This is a genomic window from Streptomyces sp. NPDC049687 (assembly GCF_044465285.1).
Taxonomy (GTDB): domain Bacteria; phylum Actinomycetota; class Actinomycetes; order Streptomycetales; family Streptomycetaceae; genus Streptomyces.
The window spans coordinates 979997-1005509 of record NZ_JBITLN010000002.1 but is presented as its reverse complement, the minus strand read 5'-3'; the positions used below and the strand labels follow the sequence as shown (position 1 = coordinate 1005509).

Genomic DNA, 25513 nt, shown 5'->3' with positions numbered 1-25513 from the left:
CCGCCTGCGCGCAACGCACGGCGGGCAAGGCGCGTGTGCAGCCTTACCGGCGGCAGGGTGGCGCCATGGCAGGCACGCAGGATCGCGGAATCCCCCAGCTCTCAGCTACCGCAGCATCTGTGCCGCGGCGTAGGCGACCATAACCAGAGCGGTGACGGATGCCGCCGCGTACTTGTGGGGCCGGTCCTCATTCCAGTGGTGATACTGCAACGCGCACATGGTGAGTACAGCAAGCCCCGCAGCCGCGGCGGATGCTACTAACGGAAACCATGATCCGGCGACAAGACCGGCACCTCCGGCAACCTCGCACACCCCGATCGCGCGGGATGCGGTGAGGGAGAACCCCAGCTCGGTCGTAGGCGTACACAACCGAGTCAACCCCAGTACATGACGGACCCCACTGACCACGAGCAAACTTCCGAACAACGTACCTGTGGCCATAAGGATGATGTCCATGGTGTTCCCTGACTCCTAGCTCTCGCGGTCCCTGTCTCCAGGCACCTGGACCTCCTCCCGCAACGACGGCGGGTTTGAGGGCGTGGTTCACCGTCAGTTCCCGTCACGGCCAGCGCCGGGGGACCAGGCCAGGACCAGGGTTGGGCCACACATGGCAGGCGTCGCCCCCCAGTGACTCGGCCGCCCGGAACCCTCGCGACGACTCGACTGCTCTCCGGTACCGCCCCCGCCCCGGGCATCGTCCAGGTGCCCGGGGTCAACCGGTCAACGGGCCGGGCAGGACCGCCAGGGCTCCGGTCCGGCCCGGCGAGAACACGGACCGCGAGGGCCGCCCACCCGCCACCGGGCGGGCTGACTCATCACTCGGATGCGGGTTCGCCACCCGGACTCAACCGGTCGTCGCAACGACTTCCCCCGGACCCACACCTCGTTCCGCCTGGCCGAACACCTCGATGCGGCCCGGACCGCCGACCACCGCACGAATTTTCCGGTCGACCTGTAAGAAGTCGGCCGCCGCACACATTGCTTGGTGAAAGAGCCGACATGAGGAGACGGCGCGTGAGCCAAGCCCAACGCTTCGGTGAACGGCGCCTGCCTGAGTGCCGGTGGGACCGGCCGCTCGATCCACCGGCGCTCCGGGCACTCTGCGCGGACACAGTCCAGCCCGCCCCGCACAACCCGGCCCCGCACAACCCACAAGACCAGTCCCGACCCCAGAGAAGCAGAACTCTTTACAAGGAGAAGCCCCACGATGAGAACGACGACAACAACATCCGGGCGAGAGGTCACCACCCGCGGAATGCGCCTGACCGTCGCCCTCGCCGCCTGTGCCCTCGCCCTCACCCCGTGGGCAGCCCAGGCTGATGCGCAGGCCGCGCCCTCCAAGACACAGTGGAAACTCGCATCACCACTCTCCGAGAGCGAGTCGACCCACTTCTTGGACATCGATGCCACGAGCCGGACCGATGCGTGGGCGGTGGGCGGGCAGGAAGACGGCATGGGGTCATGGGTCCCGGTGGCCAGGCACTGGGACGGCACCCGGTGGAGCTGTGTCCGGCTTCCGGGGATGGAGGGCAGGCAGGCACGGCTCGAGAAGGTCGCCGCCTCGGGTCCCGACGACATCTGGGCCGCCGGGGCGTACACCGACGCCGATTTGGGCGCCGCCTCCCTGACAGGGTTACCCGACCGCCTCGCGGACCGGGTCCGCCGCGGCGCCGCACTTCCCGCGGTCGACAGTCCGATCGTGCTCCAGCACTGGGACGGCACCCGGTGGAAGCGTGTGCCGCGTCCGGCGCCCGCCGAGGGGTATGTGGGTTTCGTCGGGGAACTGACCTCGTTGGGCCCGGACTCCGTATGGCTGACCACCTTCGACTGGAACCCGGAGACGGGCCATACGACAGGGCGGCTGGAGCGCTGGGACGGCCGCGCGTGGCGGCAGCTGCCCCTGCCCCCGGCACCGGACGGCAGTCCCGTACAACCCTGGGACATCACCGGTTCCGGCCCCGATGACGTGTGGGTCGGCGCGGATGCCGGTACTGACACCACGACACCCCTGCTCTACCACTTCGATGGCCGACGCTGGTCGGTGCGCACCGTCCCCGTCCCCCACGAGTACGGCCCCGGGTGGGTGGCCGGCCAGATCGTGACGACCAAGCGCGGAACGGTCCATGTGTTCGGCAAGGCCAACGATCCGCAGGTGCCCAGCGGGTTGTTCGCCGCGCGATGGGATGGCCGCGCCTGGCAGTCGCTGCCCCTCCCCGGGGTCGACGAGGTGACCGCCGTAGGCAAGGACGGCTCGGGAAGTGTGTGGATCGGGGGGAGGCCCCAGGGCAGCGACCACGCGGTGCTCTCTCGCTGGAACGGCTCCGCCTGGGCCCAGGAGGCCCTTCCGGAAGAACTCACCTCCACCAGTGTCGGCAGTACGCTCGTCGGCATCGACGGCGTTCCCGGCACACGCACCGTGCTGGCAGCGGGCGACGCCGGCTGTGAGAGCCCGACGAGCGCGTGCGGACTGCTGCTCTCGCGCGGCACCTACTGACGGACCGGACAGCACAGGACGGAACACCTGCGGCCGGCACCAGGTGCCGGCCGCAGCAAGCCTCGCACGTCACACCTCGCGCGGCGAGGCTCCCAGCGACGTGAACAACCCGGCTGCCCGGGCCGGGACTTCGAGCCGAGCCTCCCACCCACTTGTGCGGCTGGCCCGGCTGCGGCCGAGCAAGCAGGCGAGCAGAGCTGAGCAGTTGACCGAGCTGGTATGTGAGCGGAGATCGCGCGTGAGATGGACGGCGTCATATCGGTTCGAGTGATCAGGACGGCTGGGCGTGCTGGTCTGGCGCTTCCAACGGCTGAACCTCGGCGAGGTCGTCACGATCACCACCGACAAGGGACCCAGCTATGAAGCGGGCCCGAAGCTGCCTCTGGGCGCCCTCGAGATCGACCGGTCGTTCGTCTCGGGTTCCGGGGAGACCTTCGGCTACGGCGTCTGCGTGCACGCCAAGTCCCAGGCGGCCTGTCTGAAGCGACTCGACATCGTGGGCTGGTCGGTGGACTACCTGCCGATCTCGCAGATGAGCGGCATGCAGTGGTTCGGCGCCTCGATCCTCTTCGCACTGACCGCCGCCCTCACAGTGTTCGTCTTCGTCCGGGCCCGCAAGCGCATCATCTGACACACGTGCCGGCTCCCCGGCGCTCGGATCAGCCCACCTCATCAACCGCTGAACGTTCCACGTCCACGTCAGGCCGACAGCCATCCCGACACCCCTGGGCGGTTGGCCGGGCGTCCCACGGCCGGGCTTCTGTGCCGCCGACACGTCCGGCCCAGCAGGCTTGAACGCGGACGCCGTCAGCCAGTGACCCGCCGCCAGGCGGCACCCTCAGGTGCTTGCGGTGCCGGCGGTCGTCCGCGCCGTCGGGGTAGTAGCGAAGAGGTGCGCGTTGGTCATGCAGGTGGCGTCGCCGTAGTGCTGAGCCAGCAGCGTCGTGCGCTTGATCCGTTCTCTCCTGCTGACCGGTACTGCTTCGGCTCAGTGCCCCGGAGCGGATTCCTGCTGCTGAGGGCGGGTGGGAGCGGCGATGGACCCCAGCAGAGCCAGGGCGTCCGCCGACGGCGAGCCGGGCTCGGCCTGCAGAATGATGAGCTGCTGCCCCGGTGAGCTGCGGATGGTGAGTGCCTCGTGGCGCAACTCCAGGTCCCCCACCGCGGAGTGATGCATCTGCTTCACGCCGTCAGGCGGCACCCGGGTGTACGCACGGGCCCACAGCGTGCGGAACTCGCTGTTGCGCACCGACAGTTCACCGACCAGTTCGAGGATGCGCGGATCGTCCGGTGTGCTCGCGGCGCTCTGCTGCAGATCCGCGACGGCGCGGGTCTTGGTCCGCTCGGCGCTGCGGTAGAAGGTGCGCGCCGCCGGATCGAGGAAGAGCATGCGCAGGACGTTGTCGTGCTCGGCGAAGTCCGCGTACAGGGCGTCAGCCAGGGGATTGGTCGCCAGGATGTCCTGCGCGTGGCCGATGATGAAGGACGGTGTCCCGGTCCAGCTCTCGATCAGCTGCCGCAGGTGGGGAAGGACGCGTTCGACCCGGGCGGGGGACTTGGTCCGCCGTCCGGCGGGCTGCGCCAGCCGGTACAGCCGGCGGACGTCGTCGTCTCCCAGCTGCAGCACCCGTGCCACGGCATCCAGTACGCGCCGGGAGGGGCTGAGTTCGCGGCCCTGCTCGAGCCGCATGTAATAGCTCGAACTGACGCCTGCCAGGGCGGCGACCTCGTCGCGTCGCAAGCCGGGCACCCGCCGACGGCGGGTGTCGGGCAGCCCTGCGTCCGTGGGGCTGAGGCGTTCCCGCCGGGCGCGGAGGAACTGACCCAGCCCTGCAACGGTGTCAGGGGGTGTGTCGTTGTCCATGCGGTCGAGGCTAGGGTGAAAAGGCCGGAGAAGGATCCGCGGACGGTGGGTGCATTACACCCAGGACTGACGGTCCTCCGCGCGGAGCGTGCGCGCCGGGGGGCGAGGGGAAATCCCAGGAGTCAAGACGGCCGCTTATGCCATGTAAGGGCTGTGGTCAATTGGCCTATTACATGCCGGACATCTGCAAAGGGCTGTAACGCGACTAGTGTTACCGGCATGAGCAATGGGACGCCGTTGGGTGATTTCCTCAGGGCCCGCCGTGAGGCTCGCAAACCACATGACGTCGGTCTGCCGGAGCATGGACGCCGTCGAGTCCGGGGGTTGCGCCGGGAAGAGGTCGCGCTGCTGGCCGGGGTGAGTTCGGACTACTACGTCCGACTGGAGCAGGGCCGGGAGTCCAGCCCGTCCCCCCAGGTGGTCGAGGCGGTGGCACAGGCGCTGAAGCTGAACGAGGAGGCCACCGACCATCTCAACCGCCTGTGCCTGACCGCCTCGCAGCGACCGCGCGGCTGGGGCGGCCAGGAGCGGGTCAGTAGGCAGTTGCTGGAGCTGATGGACGGCTGGGAGCACACACCCGCCTTCGTCCTCGGTCCCGCACTCGACGTGCTGGCCGGCAACTCCCTGGCCACGGCCCTGCACGGAGGCTTCGAGCGGTTCGACAACCTCGCGCGCATGGTCTTCGCCGACCCGGCGGGACGTGATTTCTACCAGGAATGGGAACGGGCCGCACATTCCTGTGTCGCCGAGATCCGTGCCGCCTACGGCTATGAGCCCGAATCCGGGCGTATCGCCGAGGTCGTCGAAGAACTGTCCTCTCTCAGCGAGGAGTTCGCCGAGATCTGGCAGATGCACGAGGTGAAGAGCAAGTCCCAGGAGGACAAGCACCTCCGGCATCCCCAAGTGGGCGATCTGCACATCAAGTTCGCCGCGTTCACCGTCAACGGCGCGCCGCATCAACAACTGGTGGTCTACCAGGCCGAGCCCGCCGGCCCGACGGCGGCTGCCTTCGAAACCCTGCGGGCCATGGCCGCCCGTCCCAGGCAGGCGATCGTCGCCGAACCCGGGCCCGACCTCGCGGTGAACGAGCTCCGGTAGTGATCCCCGGCCCCGCCCACCGCGGCCGGGGCCGGCCTGCCGCGCGGTGAGCGTGCCCCTGCCGGAACCGGTCCGGTCGCCGAAGGGACCGCCCCGCACGGCAGTTGCGTACCGAAGCCTCGACGGACACGGCAGCCCCGCGGACCCCATGACTGGGCCGACCCGCCCGGCCCCCGCATCCGCGGACGCCCCCTGCCGCGACACGCCTGCCCTTCCCGGCGCGGCACGCTGAGCGGATCCGGCCGGCTGAGTGGGTACGGACGACCCACAGGGTGGGTGCGGAACTCCCAGGAAATCCGTGGCCTGGTTGTCCTTCGTCGCGCAGGCGACCGTAGAGCCATGAACACGCACTCACCCCACCCCTACGTCGGCATGTGGGTCACCGCCGACGGTCACATCCGGCAGGAACTCCTTCCCGACGGCCGTTACGACGAGGCCCGGGGAACCCGCGAGAGCGCCTACACCGGCAGCTACACCGTCACCGGCAACCACATCGACTACGTCGACGACACCGGCTTCACCGCCACCGGTGACGTCCGCGACGGCGTGCTGTTCCACGAGCACCTCGTCCTCTACCGCGCCCCCCTGCCGGCCGCCGACCCGGAGTAGCCCTCCGGGTGCCTGCCTCGGCGCGGGCACCCGCGCCCTTCGTCCCCCTCTCGGCATCATCGCGCGCCGTCAACGCGCCGAACCGGCGCACGATCTCGGTCCGCCCCGTCGTCTGCGCACACCGCGGGGACGGGCCCCGCATCACACGTCGTTTCCTTGGGCGTCCCCCGTGGCGTACGGCCTCGTCGGTATGGGGCTGCTGGTTCCCCCAAGGGTTGAACGCGTTCAAATTTGGTGGGAGCATCGTGCTCGGCTGCTCTGGGGGGCGAGGATGAGAGACAAGACGGCGCGTCAGGGGGCGACGGCCGTGGGGAGGTACGCCGGGGTCATCTCAACGGCCCTGTTGTGGGCGACACTGATCGCTGTCAGCCCATGGCTGCCAAGCGCCGTGGGCATCCTGGATCTGACGGGCGTCACCGCCGTCCTGAGTATGTTGGTCTGCGGCTTTGTTCCGTCCTTTTTGCTGGGGGTGCTCCTCGGGCGTGCTCGTGCCTGCCGGCTACTGGCAACGTGTGGCGCGGTGGGGCCGTCCCTTTGGATTCTCGACTTCACGGTCTTCGCTGATCCCCATGTCCATTCGTCGGAGGCGGTAGCGGTTGCTTTCGCGGGCGCTTTGGCCTTGGCGCTCGTGAGCGTCCCTCTCGTGGGGGGTGCAGTGGTGGGTCGGAATTGCGGCCGTCCGGGTGCGGCTCGATGAGGTGGGTGGCGAGTCGGGCGGCGGAGGCGGACGAGTGCTGCGGCCTGCCCGGCGAAGGCGAGGAAGTGCTCAGCCTTGCGTTCGTAACGGCGGTGGAGTCGGCGGCAGCCGGCGAGCCAGGAGACCGTCCGTTCGGAACGACGTCTCGGCCGCGCTCGGTCACGTACAGGCTCTGCGTGCCGCGGCCGAGCGGGCCCTTCTCGTCGTGCGGGGCGGATTCGGCGAGACCTGTCGCGGGTCGGGGTGGTGAGAAGTCGGGACTTCCCCGTTGCGCGCTGGGGGACAAGGATCCATTATCAGGAATCCTGATACTTTAAGTTTGTAGCGATGGGACGAAGTCATGCCACTCAGCGCCAGAATCCAGGCCCGCGGGATCCAGCTGCTCCTCGGTCGCATGATCTCCCGCGTGCACAGGGACCTGCGCTTCACCGACATCGCGAAGGACACCGAGGCACTCCGGGTGGAGACCGGCGCCGGACCGGTGAGCTGCACCGTCTACCGCCCGCCGGTCACGACCGACACCCCCGCCCCCGTGTACGTCAACTTCCACGGCGGCGGCTTCGTGGTCGGCCGCCCCGAGCAGGACGACCACATCTGCCGTTACATAGCCGCCACGGCCGGCTGTGTCGTGATCAACGTGGACTACGCCGTCGCCCCGCAGCGGCAGTACCCCGTGCCCGTCACCCAGGCCTACGACGTCACCGCGTGGGTCGCCGAGAACGGATCCGCGGGCGGCTGGGACGGTTCACGGCTCGCCGTGGGCGGACACAGTGCCGGGGCCAACCTGACCGCCGCGGTCTGTCGTCTGGCCCGGGACCGCGGCACCTTCTCCCCCCGGCTCCAGATCCTCGACTCCGCACCGTTCGACCAGCTCGCCGACCCGGCCACCAAGCAGTCCCTCATCGCCAAGCCGCTGCTGACCCCGCAGATCATGCGCATCTTCGTGGCGGCCTACGTCCCCGACCCCGCCGACCGCGCGCATCCCCTCGTCTCGCCCGGACTGGCCGACGACCTCGCCGGACTGCCGCCCGCCCTGGTCATCACCGCGGCGAACGACCGCCTGCGCGACGAGGGCGACGCCTACGCCAAGGCTCTCGACGCCGCCGGGGTTCCGGTCACCCACCGCGTCTTCGAGGGAGTCGACCACTACTTCACCCACACCGGCCCGGTGCCGGAAGGGAAGGAAGCCATCGATCTGATGGCCACCACCCTGCGCACCGCCCTCGGAGCCGGTGACTGAGAGAAACAGGGTCCGTCATCCCGCTGACGGACCCTGCACGCACGACCGGGGCCGCCGGCAGGGCTTCCAGGAGCCGACGCGGTCGTCGGCCCCGTCCTGGCCGCAGCCGTCGGCACTCCGCTCGGGAATCCGGAGGACCCGCCGGATGCGTGAACCGGCCCACGTCGCCCGCCGCCGGTTCAGGGCCGGGACGCGGGCGTCGGTGACCCGCTGGAGACCAGGGTCGCGCCGGCCCTGTGGTGCAGCGCGTCCAACGTCCTGAGCTGCTGTTCCGCCCTCTCCAGCAGTCGCTCCAGCCAGCCGGGGTCGAGCCGGGGCTCCTGGGCCGACGCGGCGAGCAGCGTGCGCCACAGCAGCGTCTTGCCCTGCACCCCCAGCCGCATGGCCTCCAGCTCCACCAGCACGGTCAGACCGGAGCGACGCACCAGCCGGCCGTTGGGCTTCACCCGCCCGATCCGCTCGCCCAGCCGCGCCCCGTAGACCTTGTAGTGCGCCACGGGAACGTCCAGGTCCGCCATGAGCGCCAGCAGGGACCGACGGTCCTGCGCGATCTCCGTGGCCAGGTTCCGCAGTGCGTCGCCGTACTCCGTGTCGCCGTGCGCGTGGGCCATCCGCCGGATGCGTTCGGTGCCGCCCGTCGCGCCGGCCAGGTGGTCATTGAGATAGACACGCAGCGTCCTCTGCCGCGCGAGACCGTCGCCGGAGCCGTGTGCTGTCGCTCTCATGGTGTCCCTCCGGGCTCTGGAAGCTCTTCGACAACCTCTTCCTGGGTCACCGAGTGCCCCGGCCCCGTCGGACCACCGCCTCCGATCCCGGGTTCCGGCCGCACCGGCCGTCGCGACCGGCGATTTCGCTACAAGTTCCGAAATTATTCGGGGCGGGGGCCGCCACGCCGGTGAAACACGGCGTTCGTAGCGTCGTCGCTGTCGGGCGCGGTCCCCCATCCCTCCCATGGGGCCCGTGGCGCCCAAAACGCTACTTCTCCCCGAAACACATCACTGTCCTCAGCGCCCCCATGAGACAGGAGTCCCCCGTGCCCCACCTCTCCCGCCGCGATGCCCTCAGACTGGCCGCCGGTGTCGCCCTCGGATCCACCCTCCCCCTGGCGGGCTGCGGGCGCGGCGACACCGCGGCCGCCACCGCCACCGCCCAGCCCGTCGACAGCTCCCCGGCCACCGGCACGATCAGTGTCTGGGCCGCCCAGGGCGACGCCGATGTGCTCGCCAAGGTCATCAAGCCCTTCGAGAAGGCGAACCCGGACGTCGAGGTGACGTTCACCCTGATCCCGAACGGCGAGTACTACACCAAGCTCCAGGCGGCGATCGCGGCGGGCAAGGGACCGGACGTCGCCCAGTTCTTCCCCGAGTCGCAGGCGCAGTTCCTGGACACGTCGACCCTCAAGCCCGTCCCCGACGGCCTCGTCGAACCGGACGCCTTCTTCAAGAGCCTCTGGGCCGCCGGAGTGGTCGACGACGTGGCGTACACGGTGCCCTGGTACGCGTACACGTACGCCCTCGTCTACCGCGCCGACCTCGCCGAGAAGGCGGGCGTCACGGCGCCGGCCACCTGGGAAGCCATGACACCGTTCCTCAAGGCGCTCCAGGGCGCCGGTGCCGGGCACGGGCTCGGGGCCGACATCGGCTGGGACATCTTCAACGGCCAGGACGTCGCGATGTACGCCTGGCAGGCCGGCGGCTCGCTGCTGTCCTCCGCCGGCAAGTGGACCCTCGACACCCCGGCCATGGCCGACGCGCTGAAGTACAACGCGTCCTTCTTCACCGAGGGCACCGCCGACACCGCCGGGCCGACCTTCCTCGACGCCCAGCCGTACTTCGTCTCCGGAAAGACCGCGGCCATGATCACCGGGCCGTGGGTGATCGGGCAGCTCGACACCGCCGCGAAGAAGGACGGCTGGACCGCCTCCCACGTCGCCACCGCGCCCCTGCCCGCCGGCTCCTCGGGGAGCGTCTCCTTCTCCGCCGGCGGGACCTGGGGCGTGCTCGCCGACAGCGACAACGCAGACGCCTCCTGGAAGCTCATCCGCCACCTCGCCCTGCCCAGCACCCAGGTCGCCCAGTACAAGGCGTACAGCTCGCTGCCCGCCGTCATCTCCGCCTGGGACGACTCCGCCATCAAGGACCAGCCCCTCCTCGACGCCTTCTTCACCCAACTGAAGAACACCCGGGCGTTCCCGCAGGTCGCCACCTGGCAGCAGGTCGCCACCCGGATCGGCAAGGAGACGGAAGCCGTGGCCAAGGGCAGGGAGAGCGCGGCGAAGGCCGCCGCGAACATCCAGGCCTACGCCGAGAGCATCGGCACGGGGTCGGAGTGAGCCGCCGATGACGACCACCCTGATCCCGCGGACACGCGGCAAACCGCTCCCGGGGGTGACGCCCCGGACGGCCCGCCGGCGCCCGCGCCCCGCCGCCCGCCGTACGGCCGTCGCCTGGCTGTTCCTCGCCCCGTTCACCCTGGTGTTCCTGCTCTACACGCTGATCCCCACCGTCGCCGCCCTCGGCTTCAGCCTCACCGACCTGCGGGGCGCCGATCTGCGGACCCCCTTCGCGGTCGACTTCACCGGGTTCGAGAACTACCTGCGGCTGGTGAGGGACCGGACCTTCCTGCGGGACATCCTGAACACCGCCCTCTTCGTGGCCGTCGGCGTACCGCTGACCATGGGGCTCGGCTTCGCGCTGGCCCTCGCGCTCGACTCCGGGATCCGGCGGCTGCGCGGGGTTTTCCGTACGGTCTTCTTCGCACCGGTCGTCACCAACGTCGTCGCGGTCGCCCTGATCTGGCGGTACGCCTTCAACGCCGACGGCACCGTCAACAAGGTGCTCGGCGCGGCCGGCCTCGCCGGACCGCACTGGCTGGACGACCCGCACCTGGCCATGCCCGTCGTCATCCTCCTCGGCGTCTGGCGCAACTTCGGCATTGCGATGGTCCTGTTCCTCGCCGGCCTCCAGGCGATCCCGCGGGACGTGTACGAGGCCGCGTCGCTGGACGGGGCGGGCCGATGGCGGCAGGTCAGGCACATCACCCTGCCGCTCCTGCTGCCGACCACCCTGATGGTCTCCGTCCTGCTGACGGTCTTCTACCTGCAGGTCTTCGACGAGCCCTACCTCCTCACGGGCGGTGGCCCGCTCGGCTCCACCGAGTCCGTCGCCCTCTACACCTACCGCCAGTTCGGCTCCGGGGCGTTCGGCATGTCGTCGGCCGCGTCCTTCGTGACGCTCACCCTGGTGAGCGTGGTGAGCGTCGTCCAGTTCCGGCTGCTGAGGTCCCGCACATGACAACCCACCACCGAGTGGCCAGGCCCCTGCTGTACGGCGCCCTCGTCCTGTGCGCGCTGCTGACGCTGCTCCCCTTCGTCTGGGTGGCCGGCGGATCCCTGCGCGGCCTCGACGAGATCCGCTCCGATCCAGGGGCCTGGCTCCCGCACCATTTCACCCTGGGCAACTTCACCCGGCTGTTCGCCACGGAGGGCTTCGGCCGGTTCCTCACCAACAGCGTGGTGGTCGCGGTGATGGTGGTCGCCGGCAACGTCGTGGCGGCCTCGGCCGCCGGCTACGCGCTCGCCAAGCTCGACTTCGCGGGCAGACGGCTCGCGTTCGGCGCGGTCATGGCGGCGATGATGGTGCCGTTCACCGCGGTGTTCGTCACCCAGTTCGTGATCACCGTGGACATGGGACTCGCCGACACCCTCACCGGGATCGCCCTGCCCAGCGTGGCGATGCCGATGTCGGTCTTCATCGTCCGGCAGTACGCGCTGTCGATCCCCGACGAACTCCTCGAAGCGGCCCGCATCGACGGCGCGGGCGAGTTCCGGATCTTCTTCAGGATCTTCCTCCCGCTCGCCGGGCCCGCCCTCGCCACCGTCACGATCATGTCTTTCCTCAGCTCCTGGAACTACTTCATCTGGCCGCTGATCGTCGCCCAGAGCATGTCCACCTACACCCTCCCGGTGGGCCTCGCCGCCACCAGCCAGGCGGCCGCGCACGTCACCGACTACGGCCTGATGCTCGCCGGAGCGATCGTCGTGATGCTGCCGGTGCTCGTCCTCTTCCTGTTCCTGCAGCGGTACTTCGTGCAGGGCATCGCCGGGACGGGGATGCGGTGAACACGATGACGTCGGTCGTTCAGGCACCCGCCGGCACGTTCATCGGCCGCCGACACGGTCCGGTGAGACGCTTCCTGGGCATCCCCTACGCCGAACCGCCCACCGGGGTACGCCGCTTCGCGCTCCCGGCCCCCCGCGCCCGGTTTCCGCAGCCCTTCGACGCCTCCCGGCCCGGCGCCACCGCGCAGCGCGTCCCGCTGTCCGCCGTCACCACCGTCCCGGAGCCGTCGGTGCCCGGCGAGGACATCCTCAACCTCGGCATCGACGCCCCCGCCGCCGACGACGCGCGGACGCCCTTCCCGGTCCTGGTGTGGATCCACGGCGGCGGCTTCCTCGCCGGCAGCCCGGCCAGCCCCTGGTACGACGGGCGCTCCTTCGTCCGCGACGGCATCGTCCGCGTCACCGTCGGATACCGGCTGGGCGTCGACGGGTTCGCCCCGCTGGACGGCGTCCCCGCCAATCTCGGCCTGCGCGATGTGCTGCTCGCCCTGGACTGGGTGCGGGAGAACATCGCCGCGTTCGGCGGTGACCCGGAGCGGGTCACCCTCGCCGGTCAGTCGGCCGGGGGAGCGGCGGTGCTCGCCCTGCTGTCGTCGCCCACGGGGCGGGGCCGGTTCCGGCGTGCGGTCTGCCTCTCCGGCGGGTTCTTCGAAGCGAAGCCGGGGGACGGCTTCCTCGAACGGCTCGGGAAGCGGCTCGGCGTGCCGCCGACGCACGCCGGGTTCGCCGCGCGCACGCCGGAACAGCTCCAGCGGGCGGTCCTCGACGTCCGGGGCGACGACGCGCTCGTCCTCGGCCCCGTCATCGGCGACGACGTCCTCCCGGTACCCGTCGCCACCGGCCTCGCCGGGTACGGGCACGACGTACCGTTGCTGCTCGGCGCGACGCGGGACGAGTTCGACACGCCCGCCGACCCGGACGGACGCGCCGCGGGCTCCCGGGTCACCGACACGCTCTTCCGCTCCGCCTGCTCCCGCGCGGCGGCCGCCCGGCGTGGCGCCCCCGCCGGTACCTGGCTGTACTCCTTCGCCTGGCCCTCCCCGGTGTACGGCGGATCCGCGCACTGCACCGACCTGCCCTTCTTCTTCGACCTGCTGGACGCGCCGGGCGTTCCCGAGGCCCTCGGCCCCCGCCCGCCCGCCGGACTGGCCGCGCGGATGCACGCCGACCTGGCCGGCTTCGTCCACGGCCGGACACCGGCCTGGGGCAGGGCGGCCGGCCGGCCCGGCGACCCGGCACGCGAGTACGGCAGGCCCGGAACGCCCCACGTCACCGACACCACAGGAGCGTTCGACCCCGTGGTGCCGGTCCCGGACACGGAGGCGGGGGCGGGGGCGTGCTGATGTCGGGGATGAACCAGAGCGCCGTACGAAGGGTCAACACCTCGGTGATCCTGCGGGCCTTGGCCGTGTCGGCCGGACCGACCACGATGACCGCGCTCGCCGGCCGCACCGGACTCTCACGCCGCACCATCGAGTTGATCCTGGACACGCTCGTCGAGGCGGGCTGGGTCGCCGAGCTGGACCGCGTACCCGTCGGCGGCTCCGCCGGGCGCCCGGCCCGCCGCTACGAACTGCGCGCCGAGCACGCCCTGCTGGCCGCCGTACGCATCACCACCATGGACGTGTCCGCGGTCGTCGCCGACGTCCGCGGCCGCATCCTCGGCCGCGCCCACCGGCCGCTGCGCGCCTACCAGGACCCGCGCGCCACCCTCGACGACGCGGCGGAGCTCGTCCGGGCGGCGCTCGACGACGCGGGCGGCTCGGCGGACCGGCTGCGGGCGGGTGCCGTCGCGAGCGGTGGCGCGATCGACGACGAGGGCGTCGTACGGCGTCTGGTGCACACCACACGCTGGGAGGGCGTCCATCTGCCGGACGAGCTGGAACGGCGGGTCGGAGTGCCGTGGTTCGCGGACAACGACACCAACCTGGGCGCACTGGCGGAGCGTTGGCGCGGTGTGGCCGGCGACCACGACAACGTCGTATGGGCGATGCTCGGCAACCGCACCGGCCTCGGCATCCTCATCCGGGGGGCCGTGCACCGGGGGCTCGACGGCGCCGCGGGCGAGATCGTCGAGGCGCGGTCGATGCCGGCCGGCTCGGTCGAGCACCGGCCCGTGGCCTGGCTCACCTCGCCGGAGCCCGCCCAACGGGCCGTCGCCCTCGCCCGGTTCGACGCGGCCCGGGCCGGCGACCCGGCGGCGCTCGCCGACGTCGACGAGTTCGTGGAGAACATCGCGTCGATCCTCACCACCCTGTCCTGGACGGTCGCCCCCTCCCTCATCGTGCTCGGCGGCGGCCTGGAGGACGCGGCCGACGTGCTGCTGCCCCGGGTGCGCGCCGCCCTGCGCGCCGCCCGCACCCCCGCGGTCGAACTGCGCGCCACCGGCCTCGGCCACGACGCCCCACTCGTCGGCGCCGTGAAGCTGGCCCTGGACCGCATGGACACCGAACTGTTCGGCCCCCCAGCCCCCCGCGCCTGACCACGCACCCCCCACCGGGAGACCAGCTGTGACCTGCACCCCCCGCACCGACGTCCTCATCGTGGGCAGCGGCATCATGGGATCCGCCGTGGCCCGCCTGCTGCGGGACACCGGCCCCGCGCTGCGCATCACGATGGTCGACGGCGGCGCCCCGATCGGCGCCGCGCCCGGCCTGCACCTGCACGACCTCGACGACCCGGTCCTGTGGGCGCGCTACAACGAACGGGTCGCCACCGGCATCCAGGGCATGTACACCGGCGCCGAGGTGGTGCGCGAGAGCGCCGACAGCCTCACCGGCCTGACGCCCGGCATGTTCCACGCGCTGGCCTTCGGCGAGGACGCCGAGGCGATGCCGCAGGCCGCGCTCGCCTGGAACGCGGGCGGCATGGGAGTCCACTGGACCGCCGCGACGCCCTGGCCGTACGGGGACGAGGTGTTCGACTTCGGCGACCCGGCCGGCTGGGCGGCCGACCTCGACACCGCGCACCGGCTGCTCGCGGTCACCCCCGCCCCGATCGGCCCGACCGGACCCGGCCGCCTCGTCCTCGACGTCCTCGGCCGCCGCCACGACGGCCCAGCCCCCGCCGGCCGGCACGCGCAGCCCATGCCCATGGCCGTCACCGCGACCGCGTCCGGGCCGCTGCCGCGCACGGCGCCCGGCACGATCTTCCCGGCCCTCGCGAGCGGCGGCGACCCCGCCTTCACCCTGCTGACCGGCACCCTCGCGACCTCCCTGCTCGTCACCGGATCACGCGTCACGGGCGCCCGGCTGCGCCGCGTCGCCGACGGCGGCACCCACGACCTCCACGCGGACGCCGTCGTGGTGTGCGCGGACGCGCTGCGCACCCCGCAACTCCTGTACGCCTCCGGCATCCGGCCCCCGGCGCTCGGCCGCCGGCTCAACGAGCACGCCTTCGTCACCGCCCGCGTCCTGCTCGACCTCGACCGGTTCGGCCTCACCCTCGACGACCTGCCCCTGCCGCGCCCCGGGGAGTTCAGCACGGACTCCCTCTGGCTGCCGCACAACGGCCCGTACCAGCCCTTCCACGGCCAGATCATGAACCGCACCTACGTCGACGGGGCCGGCCGTCCCCTCGCACACTCCGTGGGCCTCTCCCTGTACGTCCCCGTGGAGTGCCGCCCCGAGAACCGGCTCGTCTTCTCGCCGAGCACGACCGACCTCGCCGGGATGCCGCGGATCCGCGTCGAGTTCGGGTACTCGGACACCGACCGCGCGCTGATCCGCCGGGCGCTCGACGAAGTCCGCTCCCTGGCCGAGGAGTTCGGGACGTTCGACCCGGCGACCGAACGGGCGCTCCTGGCACCGGGCTCCTCCCTGCACCTGACCGGCACGGTCCGGTCCGGCGACGCCGACGACGGCACCAGCGTCTGCGACCCGGACGGCAGGGTGTGGGGCTACGACAACCTGTACCTCGCCGGCAACGGGGTGATTCCCACCCCGATGGCCGCCAACGTCACGCTGACCGGCGTGGTCACGGCGGTGCGGGCCGCCCGTGCCGTCGCCGCGCGGAACACTGTGCTCACCGCACCCCGACCCGGAGAGAAGGCACCGCTGTGATCGACATCGCGAAGGAATACCGTGTGGCCCTGCCGGCCTGGATCGACGACGAACTGGCCGACGTGCCCGCCGTCCTCCCGGGCGTCGAGGACCGGATGCGCCTGGTGCACCGGCTCGCCGACCGCAACTGGCGCGAGGGCAACGGCGGTCCGTTCGCGGCCCTCGTCGCCGAGCGCGCGAGCGGGCGGATCGTCTCCGTCGGCGTGAACGTCGTCCTCGCCACCGGCATCTCCAGCGCCCACGCCGAGGTCCTCGCCCTCGGCCTCGCCCAGACCGCGGCCGGCGGCTGGGACCTGGGCGGCGAGGGCCTGCCCACCCACGAACTCGTCGTCAACTGGCGTCCCTGCGTGCAGTGTTACGGGGCGGCCCTGTGGTCCGGCGTGCGCGGTCTGGTCGTCGCGGGGGAGGGCCCGGAGCTGGAGCAGATCACCACCTTCGACGAGGGTCCGCTCCGTACGGACTGGGCCGAGCAGTTCGAGGCCCGCGGCATCGAGGTCGTCCACGACGTCCTGCGGGAGGAGGCCCTCGCCGTGTTCCGCGGCTACCGCAAGGCCGTCGACGAGGGAGACATCGTCGTCTACAACGCCCGCGGCGGTGACGCATGAGTCCCGCCTTCGCCACCGACGTCGTCACCTTCTACCACCCGCGCTTCTGGGGACTGGACTGCGCCGACGCCCTGCGCGCCTGGGCGTCGGCGAACCCCGGGGCCTTCTGGGAGCGGGTGATGGACGCGCTGGCCGAGGCCGGTGTCACCGGCGTCGAGCTGACCTTCGCGCCCGGTGACATCGACTCCGCCCTGCGCGCCCACGGCAGCGCGGCCGGTTTCCGCCGCGCCCTCGCCGGCCGGGGCCTGTCCGTCGTCAGCGCCTTCGTCGCGGAAGGCGACGCCCCGGACTGGCGGCAGGAGGGCGCCCTGCCCGCGATCGTCGCCGACGCCGAGCGCCGGGCCGCCTTCCTCGCGGAGGCGGGCGGACAGTTCCTCGTCACCGGACTGCCCATGCGGACGACCTTCGGGACCCGCCCGCCCTTCTTCGTCGACGCCGCGTACATGAGCCGGATGGCCGACATCGCCCACGCCGTCGGCGAGGCGGTGTCCCGGCAGGGCGTGCGGCTCGCCTTCCACACCGAGTCCCACAGCACCCTCTGGTACGAGCGGGACATCGACCTGTTCATGGCCCTCACCGACCCGCGCTACGTCTGGCTGTGCCCCGACTCCTGCCACATCGCCCTCGGCGGCGGGGACCCCGTGGCCGTCGCCCGCCGCCACGCCCCGCGCATAGCCCTGGCCCACTGGAAGGACGCGGTCGGACCCATCGACGTGCACCTCACCATCGACGACACGGTGTTCGCCCGGCAGCAGCCCTACATGACCGAACTGGGCACGGGCATCGTGGACTGGCCGGCCTGGTCCGACGCCATGTCCCGCACCCCCGGCGCCGGCACCGTCCTCATCGAACTGGACGAGGCGGCAGACCCGGTGGCCGCCCTGCGCGCGGGGACAGCGGTGGTGACGGCGGCCCGGACGACATGACCGGCCCGTGCGGGATCCCGTGCACTGCCGGACCCCGGATGCTGCGCCGACGGTCAATCCGTTCCCCGGGCCCCTTCCCGGCCCGGCCGCGGCCCAGCATCCGGACCGTCGCGGAGGAGCGCCATGTCCCCGCACCCGGCCGGGGCCGACCTGCGCAACGTCCCGCGCCCGTGCACACCGCGCCCGCGAAGAAACCACTCGGAACCGGCATGTCCAGCCGGCCTGCACATCCCCGACGTCCTGGGCCGCCCCGATCCTCGCGGCGGCCCGGGCCCTGGCCGCCTGCGGACCGTCTGTACGAGCCCCGACACGCACGCCGGCGCGGACTAACGCGCCGACGTTGAGGTAACAGATGACCTTGCGCCCGTCCCGGTGCAGCCGGGCCACGTCCTCCGCGGTGTTCTCGAAGCCGTCGATGTCGTAGACGGGCACGTCCACCGACGGGTCGACCCGGCTGTCGAGCTGCCACTGCCAGGCCGGGCCGGGGCCGCCAGCGGCCCTCGGCCCCCGAACCGTCCGGGGAGGCCCTGTCGTCGATGCTTCCGGAGCACACCGCCAGCGCCAGCGCGGCCGCCACCAGAACCGCTCGTACCGTGTACCTCATGACTCCGTTCCGGTCAGTGCGGGCGTCAACCCGCCCCAGGGATTCGGAAGCTCGCCCGTGACGGGACCGCAGACGGCCGCGCCCCGCTCGCCCGCGGTGCGCACCGCGAGCGGCACCAGCGCCTCGGGCACGCCGTAGACCAGATGGCACAGCCGCTCGGGCGGATGCCGTACGGCCCACGCCGGCCGGCTGAACGCCGAGACGTACGTGGTCCAGTGGCCCTCGAAGGTGACCGTCAGGTCGGCGAGGCGGGCGTAACCGGGCGCCGGGTGGACCCCGGGGTTGAGGACGACCGTCCCGGTGCCCAGCTCGCGTACCGTCCGCACCAGCCGGCGGCAGGCGGGAAGCCCTTCCGGTGTCGCCGTCACCTGGTCGAGGAAGCAGCCGTCGGCCGCGTACCACTCCCGGTGCCGGCGGACGTCGGCCAGGACCGCGGCGGGCTCGCGCCCCCCGTAGTCGGTGTCGACGTACCCGAGGACGCGTGTACCCGCCTCCCGCAGGGCCCCGGCCGCCGCGGCGAACGCGGGGTCGGGGCGCTCACCGGGCCCGTTCGCGGGGTTGAGGATCACGCCGTACGTGCGCCCGGCGCCCTGGATCAGGTGGTGCCACGCGCCCGGGTCGTCGGCCGGGTGCACGTACAGCGGAATCAGCAGGCTCACGGCGTGCTGCCGCCTTCCCACAGCGCGGCCAGCGCCTCGTCGAGGGTGTGGGAGGGGCGCCACCCCAGGGCCTGGGCGGCGGCGGTGACGTCCGAGCACTGCCAGGACACCTCGCTCGAGCGGATCGAGCGTCCGCCGCCCGAGCCCTCCTCGATACGGCCCCGGAATCCGGCCTGCGCGGCCAGGCCGAGCACCAGCTCACGGACCGGGACCGCCCGGCCCGCGCTGATGTTGAGGACCCGCGGCAGCGGGCCGGGGGCGGTGACCGCGAGCTCGGCCGCGCGCGCCACGTCGCGTACGTCCACGAAGTCACGACAGGCGGACAGGTCGCCGAGCCGCAGCACCGCGTCCGGGTCCCGCCCGGCCCCCCGCAGCAGCCCGGCGAGCCGGCCCGGCAGTCCGGCCGGCGGCGCCCCGGGCCCCACCGGGTTGCCCACCCGCAGCACCACCGCGTCCAGGCCGGACGAGATCACCACGGCCGTGCCCGCCAGTTTGGTCGCGCCGTACGCGCCGACCGGGCAGGTGGCCGCCGACTCCGTCACCGGGGCGCCGCGGACACCGGGACCGTACTCGGCGGCCGAGCCCAGGTGCACCAGCCGGGCACCGGGGGCCGCCTCCCGCAGCGCGGCGCACAGCACCGCAGGTCCGCGGGCGTTGACCTCGGCGAGGGTCACGGCGTCGCCGCCGGTCGCGCCCGCGCAGTTGACCACCGCGTCGGGCGCGGCCGAGGCCAGGGTCTCGGCCAGCTCCTCCGGCCGGGCCGAAGCGAGGTCGACCGGGTACGGGGCGCCGGGGGAGCGGCCGGCGCCGAGGACCAGCGCGCCCGGCAGGGCGCGCAGCCGTTCGGCTGCATGGGCTCCGAGATAGCCGGTGAAGCCCAGGACGAGGATGCGCATGTGGTGCTCAGGCTCCCTTGAGCAGATGGGGCTTGCGGGTGGTGAACTCGGCGTTGGCCCGGCCGTAGTCGTCGGGGCGCCCGATGTCCGGCCGATGGCCGTCGAACTCGTGGGCGTGCGGCTGGTTCTGAGCTCTTATCAGGTCGAAAACCAGCTCGTCGAAGCCCAGCGGCAGTCCGGCGGTGTGGCCGTCCACCGCCGTGAGCACGGTGGTGCGTGTGGTCCCCTTCATGCGGTGAAGTCCCCTCCCCGGGCAGGGATGAGCACAGCTCCCATGGAGCGGACGCACCCCCTTGCGGGACGCCGGCTCCCCCTCCGAGGCCGGTCGTCACCGCATCCGTCGCGTCACCGTAGTGGTGTTTCTGTGTGGGTTCTGTGGTCATGCTGCGAAACATGACGGAAATTCGCAGGTATCCCCTGGGTCCGACAGGCAACCGAATCATGTGTTCTTCGTCCGGGGTGCCTGAGGGGCTCGATGGGCGCGAGGGCTCCGTGTGCTGGTCCGTGCCCTGTGTGGCGTACCGGCGGGCCTTCGGGGTCCGCCGGTCGCGCTGCCCGTGGTCCCTACCCGGTGGGCGCCCGGTGGCAGGCCGGATTTGGGTCACTCCAAGGAGTTACGGAGAATTGACGGAAGGTCAGGGGAGGATCTTTGGGGGATCTTGGCCCCGTGCACACCGTGCGTACGGTCGACTTTCACATCGACGTCATCCGACCCTTCCCTGACGTTCGGTGCCCTTGGAACACTCCATCGCGCATGCATCCCGCGACACCCGGCCGGCAGAACCACCCCTTCTGCACGAGAGGTTCCTCACCCATGACCGAAGTCAACCGGCGCCGCTTCCTCCAACTCGCCGGCGCGACCACGGCGTTCACCGCGCTCTCCGGCAGCATCCAGCGTGCCGCCGCGCTGCCCGCGAACCATCGCACGGGGTCGATCGAGGACGTCGAGCACATCGTCGTCCTGATGCAGGAGAACCGCTCCTTCGACCACTACTTCGGCACGCTGAGAGGCGTCCGCGGCTTCGGAGACCCGCGTCCGGTGACCCTCGCGAACGGCAAGTCGGTCTGGTACCAGCCCGACGGCACCAAGGACGTCCTGCCCTTCCACCCCGACGCCGACGACCTGGGCATGGCCTTCCTCCAGGACCTTCCGCACGGCTGGAACGACGGCCACGCCGCGTTCGACGGCGGCAAGTACGACGGCTGGATCGCGGCCAAGTCCGCGACCACGATGGCGTACCTGAACCGGAAGGACATCCCCTTCCACTACGCGCTCGCCGACGCCTTCACCGTCTGCGACGCCTACCACTGCTCCTTCATCGGCTCGACCGACCCCAACCGCTACTACCTGTGGACCGGTTACACCGGAAACGACGGCAAGGGCGGCGGCCCGGTCCTCGGCAACGACGAGGCCGGCTACAGCTGGACGACGTACCCCGAGCGGCTGGAGGAGGCGGGCGTCTCCTGGAAGATCTACCAGGACGTCGGCGACGGCCTCGACGCGAACGGCAGCTGGGGCTGGATCCAGGACGCCTACCGCGGCAACTACGGCGACAACTCGCTGCTCTACTTCACCCAGTACCAGAACGCGGCGCCCGGTGACCCCCTCTACGACAAGGCCCGCACCGGCACCGACGCCCGCAAGGGCGAGGGCTTCTTCGACCGGCTCAAGGCCGACGTGCGGGGCGGCGGGCTGCCGCAGATCTCCTGGATCGTCGCTCCCGAGGCCTTCACCGAGCACCCCAACTGGCCCGCCAACTACGGCGCCTGGTACGTGGCCCAGGTCCTGGACGCGCTGACCTCCGATCCGGCGGTGTGGGCGAAGACGGCCCTGTTCATCACCTACGACGAGAACGACGGCTTCTTCGACCACGCGGTGCCGCCCTTCCCGCCGGCCTCCGCCGCCCAGGGCAAGTCGACGGTCGACGTCGGCCCGGACCTCTTCAAGGGCGACGGCAGCCACCCGGCCGGCCCCTACGGGCTCGGCCAGCGCGTGCCGATGCTGGTCGTCTCCCCCTGGAGCAAGGGTGGTTACGTCTGCTCCGAGACCCTCGACCACACCTCGGTCATCCGCTTCATGGAGCGCCGCTTCGGCGTCCACGAGCCCAACATCTCGCCCTGGCGGCGCGCGGTCTGCGGCGACCTGACCGCCGCGTTCGACTTCAGCCGCGAGGACACCCGCCCGGTGGCCCTGCCCGACACCGACGGCTACCGGCCGCCGGACAAGGACCGCCACCCGGACTACGTCCCGACGCCGCCCGCCCAGCCGGTCCTGCCGAAGCAGGAGCGCGGCCACCGTCCCACCCGTCCGCTCAAGTACGCCCCCTTCGTGGACGGTTCGGCGAACGGCGCGGGCGGGGAGATCACGCTCACCTTCGCCTCCGGAGCGAAGGCCGGGGCCGCCTTCCTCGTCACCTCCGGCAACCGCACCGACGGTCCGTGGAGTTACACCACCGGCGCCGGCAAGACCGTCTCCGACACCTGGAACTCCGCCCACTCCGGCGGCTCCTACGACCTGACCGTGCACGGCCCCAACGGGTTCCTGCGGACCTTCAAGGGCAGGACGGCCGGAGTCGAGGCGATCGCGCGGCACATCGGTGACGGCCTCGAGCTCACCTTCACCAACAAGACCTCCGGAACGGCCGTTTTCAAGCTCGCCGACGGGTACGGCGGGCGGACCACGTCCGTCCGGGTGCGCCCCGGTGCCGTCGTGCGGCACTCCGTCGACCTGACGAAGAGCCACCGCTGGTACGACCTCACCGTCACCTCCGCCACCGACGCGGCCTTCGTACGGCGGTTCGCGGGACATGTCGAGACCGGGCGCCCGGGCGTCAGCGACCCGGCGATCGCCACGGTGTAGCACGGGCGGCGACGATGCGGCCGCGCGGGTGAATGCGCGGTGAACACCGCATCGTGGGGACTGGTCAGGTACCGGTGGACCCGGGGTAGTGTGCCCCGGTGACCACGCATTCGAACACGCCTGCAGGTTGGTACCCGGATCCGCACGGTGCGGCCCGGACCCTGCGCTACTGGGACGGCGCCCAGTGGACCGAGCACACCCACGCCGACCAGCAGGCGCAGGCCGGGCCGGCCGTGCCCCCGCAGCCGCCCGCCCCCGACCAGCGGGTCCAGCGCCAGGTGCAGCAGCAGGCCGGGGTCGCCCCTAGCGGCCCCGGCGGCGGCACGCTGTTCAGCGAGCCGGTGCTGGTGGTGAACCAGAAGGCCAAACTCATCGAGCTGACCAACGAGTACAAGGTCATGGACCAGCAGGGCAACCAGCTCGGCACGGTCGTCCAGGTCGGCCAGAGCGCCCTGCGCAAAATCCTGCGCTTCGTCGCCAGCATCGACCAGTACCTCACGCACAAGCTGGAGATCCGTGACGCCTACGGACAGCCGGTGCTGCTCCTGACCCGGCCGGCGAAGATCTTCAAGTCGCGGGTGGTCGTGACGCGCCCCGACGGGCAGCAGGTCGGCGAGATCGTCCAGAAGAACGTCTTCGGGAAGATCAACTTCGCCATCAACGCGGGCGGTCAGCAGATCGGCGCCATCAAGGCGGAGAACTGGCGGGCGTGGAACTTCGCCATCGTCGACCACGCGGAGAACGAGGTCGCCCGGATCACCAAGACCTGGGAGGGCCTGGCCAAGACGATGTTCACCACCGCGGACAACTACGTCCTGCAGATCCACTACCAGCTGCCCGAACCCCTGCTCAGCCTGGTCGTCGCGACGGCCCTGACCGTGGACACGGCACTGAAGCAGGACGCGCGCGGGCTGGGCTGAGCCCCGTCACAGCGGCGTGAGGTGCCCCGGCTCGGAAGCCGGCCGGGGCAGCAGCGCCGGTTCCGCCGACGCGGTCTCGGCCCGCAGTGCCAGGACCGCCGCCACCGGGTGCTCCTCGTCGTAGGCCGGTACGGGCTCCGGCGCGGCCCTGGACAGCAGCACCACACCCCACCCGGCGAGCCCCGCTCCCGCCAGCGCGAGGAGCACGCCGGCCGCCCCGCCCTGGAGCCGTTCGCCCAGGATGACGACGCCGATCGCCGCGGCGGCCACCGGGTTGGCCAGCGTCACCATCGCCAGCGGGGCGCCGAGGCCGCCCCGGTAGGCGGTCTGCGACAGCAGCAGCCCGGCCGTCGCGAACGCGGCCACCAGCAGCGCCACCCCGATCACCTGCATGCTCAGCAGCGAGCCCGAGCGGTCGGTCGCCGCCACCGTCACCGTCTGGGTGAGTGCCGAGGCGACCCCGGAGGCGAAGCCCGAGGCGCTCGCGTGCCGCAGTCCGGGTGTGGTCCCGGGCCGCGCCAGCAGGCCGATCAGCGCCGCGGTGACCGCGGCCACCAGGACCGCCCCGGAGCCGCTCAGCACATGCTCGGGCGCCGGGCCCGACGCCGTGACCAGGATCGCGGCCAGACCCGCCAGGGTGTAGGCGGTGCCGCGCCACTCGCCGGCGGTGACCCGCCGCCCGGCGGCCCTCGCGCCCATCGGCACCGCCGCCACCAGCGTCAGCGCGCCGAGCGGCTGCACCACGGTCAGCGGACCGTACTTCAGCGCCACCACGTGCAGCAGCGCGGCCGAGGCGTTCAGGCCGACCGACGCCCACCAGGCCCCCCGGCCCAGCATGCGCGCCAGCCCCGCGCCGGGGGAGCGGGAGGCGAGCCGCTCCTGGGCGACGGCCGCTGCCGCGTAGGCGACGGCCGAGAAGAGGGAGAGCACTACGGCGACGAGCGTGGCGTTCATCGGGCCGCCCCCGCGAGAACCGGCTCCTCGGCCGGTGCCGGGACGAGCCGTCCCACGCCGCGCCCCGCCGTCGTCGACGTGCGCCGCGGCGCCTGGACCACCGCGAGCGCGGCACCGAGCAGGGCGCCGGCCACGATCGCGTCCAGCCAGTAGTGGTTCGCCGTCCCCACGATCACCAGCAGCGTCACCAGCGGATGCAGCAGCCACAGCCACCGCCACCGCGAGCGCGTCGCCACGATCAGCCCGATCGCGACCATCAGGGCCCAGCCGAAGTGCAGGGAGGGCATCGCCGCGAACTGGTTCGAGAGGTGGTCGGTCCGTGGGGGCCCGTACACCGAGGGACCGTAGACCCGCGCGGTGTCTACGAGACCCGCCGCCGCGAGCATCCGCGGCGGGGCCAGCGGGAACGCCAGGTGCAGCGCCAGGGCGGCGGCGGTGACGGCGGCCAGCACCCGTCGCGCCCACACATAGTGCGCCGGGCGCCGCAGATACAGCCAGACCAGGAAGGCCAGGGTGGCCGGGAAGTGCACGGTCGCGTAGTAGGTGTTCGCCACCCGGACCAGGGTGTCGCCGTGCAGCAGCAGGGTCTGCACCGCGCCCTCGCCGGGCAGGCGCAGCCACCGTTCGGCGTGCCACACGTCGGCGGCGTTGCGGAAGGCCTCGGCGGTGTGGCCGGTGGCCAGCTGCCGCCCGAACTTGTAGACGAGGAAGAGCCCTGCGACGAGCAGGAGCTCCCGGACTATCGGCGGCCGTGCCGGCGTGGCCGGCTCCGCTTCTGCAGGTTCGGTGCGGGCATTCATCCCCCGGCCCCTTCGCTGACGGTGGTGCGTTTGATCGATCGATACGACATCGTACCGATACGTTAGTGTACCGATACGCTCGAGTACCGGTACACTTGCGTATCGA

22 protein-coding genes and 3 pseudogenes are annotated in these 25513 nt (G+C 71.8%); 15 read left to right on the top strand and 10 right to left on the bottom strand.

Annotated features, from left to right (window positions below):
* Positions 1 to 105 precede the first annotated feature (105 nt).
* The gene (locus ACIBVL_RS09680) at positions 106 to 441 is read right to left on the bottom strand and encodes a DoxX family protein (protein WP_399094884.1); all 336 of its coding nucleotides are present in this window, start codon (positions 439 to 441) and stop codon (positions 106 to 108) included.
* Between the two features lie 766 nt (positions 442 to 1207).
* On the opposite strand from ACIBVL_RS09680, the gene ACIBVL_RS09675 reads away from it, so the two are divergent.
* Both ACIBVL_RS09675 and ACIBVL_RS09670 read left to right on the top strand, forming a co-directional pair.
* Entirely contained in the window at positions 1208 to 2494 is a 1287-nt protein-coding gene (locus ACIBVL_RS09675; protein ID WP_399094566.1) for a hypothetical protein, read from the top strand.
* A 286-nt stretch (positions 2495 to 2780) separates the two neighbouring features.
* Entirely contained in the window at positions 2781 to 3125 is a 345-nt protein-coding gene (locus tag ACIBVL_RS09670; RefSeq protein ID WP_399094563.1) for a hypothetical protein, read from the top strand.
* A gap of 357 nt (positions 3126 to 3482) precedes the next feature.
* Here ACIBVL_RS09670 and ACIBVL_RS09665 read toward each other — a convergent pair whose 3' ends face one another.
* Positions 3483 to 4358 carry a helix-turn-helix transcriptional regulator gene (locus ACIBVL_RS09665; RefSeq protein WP_399094560.1) on the bottom strand — a complete coding sequence of 292 codons (876 nt, stop codon included), beginning with the start codon at positions 4356 to 4358 and terminating at the stop codon, positions 3483 to 3485.
* Between the two features lie 219 nt (positions 4359 to 4577).
* Between ACIBVL_RS09665 and ACIBVL_RS09660 the strand changes: the two genes are divergently transcribed.
* Both ACIBVL_RS09660 and ACIBVL_RS09655 read left to right on the top strand, forming a co-directional pair.
* On the top strand, positions 4578 to 5456 hold the full coding sequence (locus tag ACIBVL_RS09660; RefSeq protein ID WP_399094557.1) for a helix-turn-helix transcriptional regulator: 879 nt from the start codon (positions 4578 to 4580) through the stop codon (positions 5454 to 5456).
* A gap of 339 nt (positions 5457 to 5795) precedes the next feature.
* A complete protein-coding gene (locus tag ACIBVL_RS09655) occupies positions 5796 to 6065 on the top strand; it encodes an Atu4866 domain-containing protein (RefSeq protein ID WP_399094554.1) in 270 nt (89 codons plus the stop codon).
* 708 nt (positions 6066 to 6773) lie between these two features.
* On the opposite strand, the pseudogene ACIBVL_RS09650 reads toward ACIBVL_RS09655, so the two are convergent.
* A pseudogene (locus tag ACIBVL_RS09650) lies at positions 6774 to 6926 on the bottom strand (IS5/IS1182 family transposase); the annotation flags it as partial.
* A gap of 176 nt (positions 6927 to 7102) precedes the next feature.
* Between ACIBVL_RS09650 and ACIBVL_RS09645 the strand changes: the two are divergent.
* A complete protein-coding gene (locus ACIBVL_RS09645; protein ID WP_399094551.1) occupies positions 7103 to 8002 on the top strand; it encodes an alpha/beta hydrolase in 900 nt (299 codons plus the stop codon).
* Between the two features lie 179 nt (positions 8003 to 8181).
* Here the strand turns inward: ACIBVL_RS09645 and ACIBVL_RS09640 are convergent, their stop codons facing one another.
* Positions 8182 to 8727, bottom strand: coding sequence for a hypothetical protein (locus ACIBVL_RS09640; RefSeq protein ID WP_399094548.1), 546 nt, complete (start codon positions 8725 to 8727; stop codon positions 8182 to 8184).
* A 308-nt stretch (positions 8728 to 9035) separates the two neighbouring features.
* On the opposite strand from ACIBVL_RS09640, the gene ACIBVL_RS09635 reads away from it, so the two are divergent.
* Genes ACIBVL_RS09635 through ACIBVL_RS09600 form a run of 8 tightly spaced genes read left to right on the top strand, consistent with a single transcriptional unit; the run spans position 9036 to position 17714 of the window.
* On the top strand, positions 9036 to 10334 hold the full coding sequence (locus ACIBVL_RS09635) for an extracellular solute-binding protein (RefSeq protein ID WP_399094546.1): 1299 nt from the start codon (positions 9036 to 9038) through the stop codon (positions 10332 to 10334).
* Between the two features lie 7 nt (positions 10335 to 10341).
* A complete protein-coding gene (locus tag ACIBVL_RS09630; protein ID WP_399094543.1) occupies positions 10342 to 11295 on the top strand; it encodes a carbohydrate ABC transporter permease in 954 nt (317 codons plus the stop codon).
* A complete protein-coding gene (locus ACIBVL_RS09625; RefSeq protein WP_399094540.1) occupies positions 11292 to 12122 on the top strand; it encodes a carbohydrate ABC transporter permease in 831 nt (276 codons plus the stop codon). Before ACIBVL_RS09630 ends, ACIBVL_RS09625 begins: the two co-directional genes overlap by 4 nt.
* Before the next feature lie 5 nt (positions 12123 to 12127).
* Positions 12128 to 13465, top strand: coding sequence for a carboxylesterase family protein (locus tag ACIBVL_RS09620; RefSeq protein WP_399094537.1), 1338 nt, complete (start codon positions 12128 to 12130; stop codon positions 13463 to 13465).
* 8 nt (positions 13466 to 13473) lie between these two features.
* Complete coding sequence (locus ACIBVL_RS09615; protein WP_399094534.1) at positions 13474 to 14604, top strand: ROK family protein; 1131 nt, start codon at positions 13474 to 13476, stop codon at positions 14602 to 14604.
* A 28-nt stretch (positions 14605 to 14632) separates the two neighbouring features.
* A complete protein-coding gene (locus tag ACIBVL_RS09610; protein WP_399094531.1) occupies positions 14633 to 16183 on the top strand; it encodes a GMC oxidoreductase in 1551 nt (516 codons plus the stop codon).
* Entirely contained in the window at positions 16180 to 16788 is a 609-nt protein-coding gene (locus tag ACIBVL_RS09605) for a nucleoside deaminase (RefSeq protein ID WP_399094528.1), read from the top strand. The genes ACIBVL_RS09610 and ACIBVL_RS09605 overlap by 4 nt, the downstream gene beginning before the upstream one ends.
* On the top strand, positions 16785 to 17714 hold the full coding sequence (locus tag ACIBVL_RS09600) for a sugar phosphate isomerase/epimerase family protein (RefSeq protein WP_399094525.1): 930 nt from the start codon (positions 16785 to 16787) through the stop codon (positions 17712 to 17714). The genes ACIBVL_RS09605 and ACIBVL_RS09600 overlap by 4 nt, the downstream gene beginning before the upstream one ends.
* Before the next feature lie 270 nt (positions 17715 to 17984).
* Here ACIBVL_RS09600 and ACIBVL_RS09595 read toward each other — a convergent pair.
* The 4 genes and pseudogenes from ACIBVL_RS09595 to ACIBVL_RS09580 all read right to left on the bottom strand — a co-directional run.
* Positions 17985 to 18146 (bottom strand): annotated as a pseudogene (locus ACIBVL_RS09595) (endo alpha-1,4 polygalactosaminidase); the annotation flags it as partial.
* A gap of 168 nt (positions 18147 to 18314) precedes the next feature.
* Entirely contained in the window at positions 18315 to 18977 is a 663-nt protein-coding gene (locus ACIBVL_RS09590; RefSeq protein ID WP_399094522.1) for a spherulation-specific family 4 protein, read from the bottom strand.
* On the bottom strand, positions 18974 to 19873 hold the full coding sequence (locus ACIBVL_RS09585; RefSeq protein WP_399094519.1) for an NAD-dependent epimerase/dehydratase family protein: 900 nt from the start codon (positions 19871 to 19873) through the stop codon (positions 18974 to 18976). The genes ACIBVL_RS09590 and ACIBVL_RS09585 overlap by 4 nt, the downstream gene beginning before the upstream one ends.
* A 7-nt stretch (positions 19874 to 19880) precedes the next feature.
* Positions 19881 to 20099 (bottom strand): annotated as a pseudogene (locus ACIBVL_RS09580) (nucleotidyltransferase family protein); the annotation flags it as partial.
* A 588-nt stretch (positions 20100 to 20687) separates the two neighbouring features.
* On the opposite strand from ACIBVL_RS09580, the gene ACIBVL_RS09575 reads away from it, so the two are divergent.
* On the top strand, positions 20688 to 22733 hold the full coding sequence (locus ACIBVL_RS09575; protein ID WP_399094516.1) for a phosphocholine-specific phospholipase C: 2046 nt from the start codon (positions 20688 to 20690) through the stop codon (positions 22731 to 22733).
* Positions 22734 to 22831: 98 nt separating this feature from the next.
* The gene (locus ACIBVL_RS09570) at positions 22832 to 23653 is read left to right on the top strand and encodes a phospholipid scramblase-related protein (RefSeq protein WP_399094513.1); all 822 of its coding nucleotides are present in this window, start codon (positions 22832 to 22834) and stop codon (positions 23651 to 23653) included.
* 6 nt (positions 23654 to 23659) lie between these two features.
* On the opposite strand, the gene ACIBVL_RS09565 is transcribed toward ACIBVL_RS09570, so the two are convergent.
* Both ACIBVL_RS09565 and ACIBVL_RS09560 read right to left on the bottom strand, forming a co-directional pair.
* Positions 23660 to 24607: a DMT family transporter gene (locus ACIBVL_RS09565; protein ID WP_399094510.1), complete on the bottom strand. Its 948-nt coding sequence runs from the start codon at positions 24605 to 24607 to the stop codon at positions 23660 to 23662.
* A complete protein-coding gene (locus ACIBVL_RS09560; protein ID WP_399094507.1) occupies positions 24604 to 25407 on the bottom strand; it encodes a phosphatase PAP2 family protein in 804 nt (267 codons plus the stop codon). Before ACIBVL_RS09560 ends, ACIBVL_RS09565 begins: the two co-directional genes overlap by 4 nt.
* Positions 25408 to 25513: the final 106 nt, after the last annotated feature.

What these genes read in the sequence shown, in the direction of transcription:
- ACIBVL_RS09680 (WP_399094884.1), bottom strand. Translation starts at nt 441, where the DNA reads ATGGCCACAGGTACGTTGTTCGGAAGTTTGCTCGTGGTCAGTGGGGTC.
- ACIBVL_RS09675 (WP_399094566.1), top strand. Translation starts at nt 1,208, where the DNA reads ATGAGAACGACGACAACAACATCCGGGCGAGAGGTCACCACCCGCGGA.
- ACIBVL_RS09665 (WP_399094560.1), bottom strand. Translation starts at nt 4,358, where the DNA reads ATGGACAACGACACACCCCCTGACACCGTTGCAGGGCTGGGTCAGTTC.
- ACIBVL_RS09660 (WP_399094557.1), top strand. Translation starts at nt 4,578, where the DNA reads ATGAGCAATGGGACGCCGTTGGGTGATTTCCTCAGGGCCCGCCGTGAG.
- ACIBVL_RS09655 (WP_399094554.1), top strand. Translation starts at nt 5,796, where the DNA reads ATGAACACGCACTCACCCCACCCCTACGTCGGCATGTGGGTCACCGCC.
- ACIBVL_RS09645 (WP_399094551.1), top strand. Translation starts at nt 7,103, where the DNA reads ATGCCACTCAGCGCCAGAATCCAGGCCCGCGGGATCCAGCTGCTCCTC.
- ACIBVL_RS09640 (WP_399094548.1), bottom strand. Translation starts at nt 8,727, where the DNA reads ATGAGAGCGACAGCACACGGCTCCGGCGACGGTCTCGCGCGGCAGAGG.
- ACIBVL_RS09630 (WP_399094543.1), top strand. Translation starts at nt 10,342, where the DNA reads ATGACGACCACCCTGATCCCGCGGACACGCGGCAAACCGCTCCCGGGG.
- ACIBVL_RS09625 (WP_399094540.1), top strand. Translation starts at nt 11,292, where the DNA reads ATGACAACCCACCACCGAGTGGCCAGGCCCCTGCTGTACGGCGCCCTC.
- ACIBVL_RS09620 (WP_399094537.1), top strand. Translation starts at nt 12,128, where the DNA reads ATGACGTCGGTCGTTCAGGCACCCGCCGGCACGTTCATCGGCCGCCGA.
- ACIBVL_RS09615 (WP_399094534.1), top strand. Translation starts at nt 13,474, where the DNA reads ATGAACCAGAGCGCCGTACGAAGGGTCAACACCTCGGTGATCCTGCGG.
- ACIBVL_RS09600 (WP_399094525.1), top strand. Translation starts at nt 16,785, where the DNA reads ATGAGTCCCGCCTTCGCCACCGACGTCGTCACCTTCTACCACCCGCGC.
- ACIBVL_RS09585 (WP_399094519.1), bottom strand. Translation starts at nt 19,873, where the DNA reads ATGCGCATCCTCGTCCTGGGCTTCACCGGCTATCTCGGAGCCCATGCA.
- ACIBVL_RS09575 (WP_399094516.1), top strand. Translation starts at nt 20,688, where the DNA reads ATGACCGAAGTCAACCGGCGCCGCTTCCTCCAACTCGCCGGCGCGACC.
- ACIBVL_RS09565 (WP_399094510.1), bottom strand. Translation starts at nt 24,607, where the DNA reads ATGAACGCCACGCTCGTCGCCGTAGTGCTCTCCCTCTTCTCGGCCGTC.
- ACIBVL_RS09560 (WP_399094507.1), bottom strand. Translation starts at nt 25,407, where the DNA reads ATGAATGCCCGCACCGAACCTGCAGAAGCGGAGCCGGCCACGCCGGCA.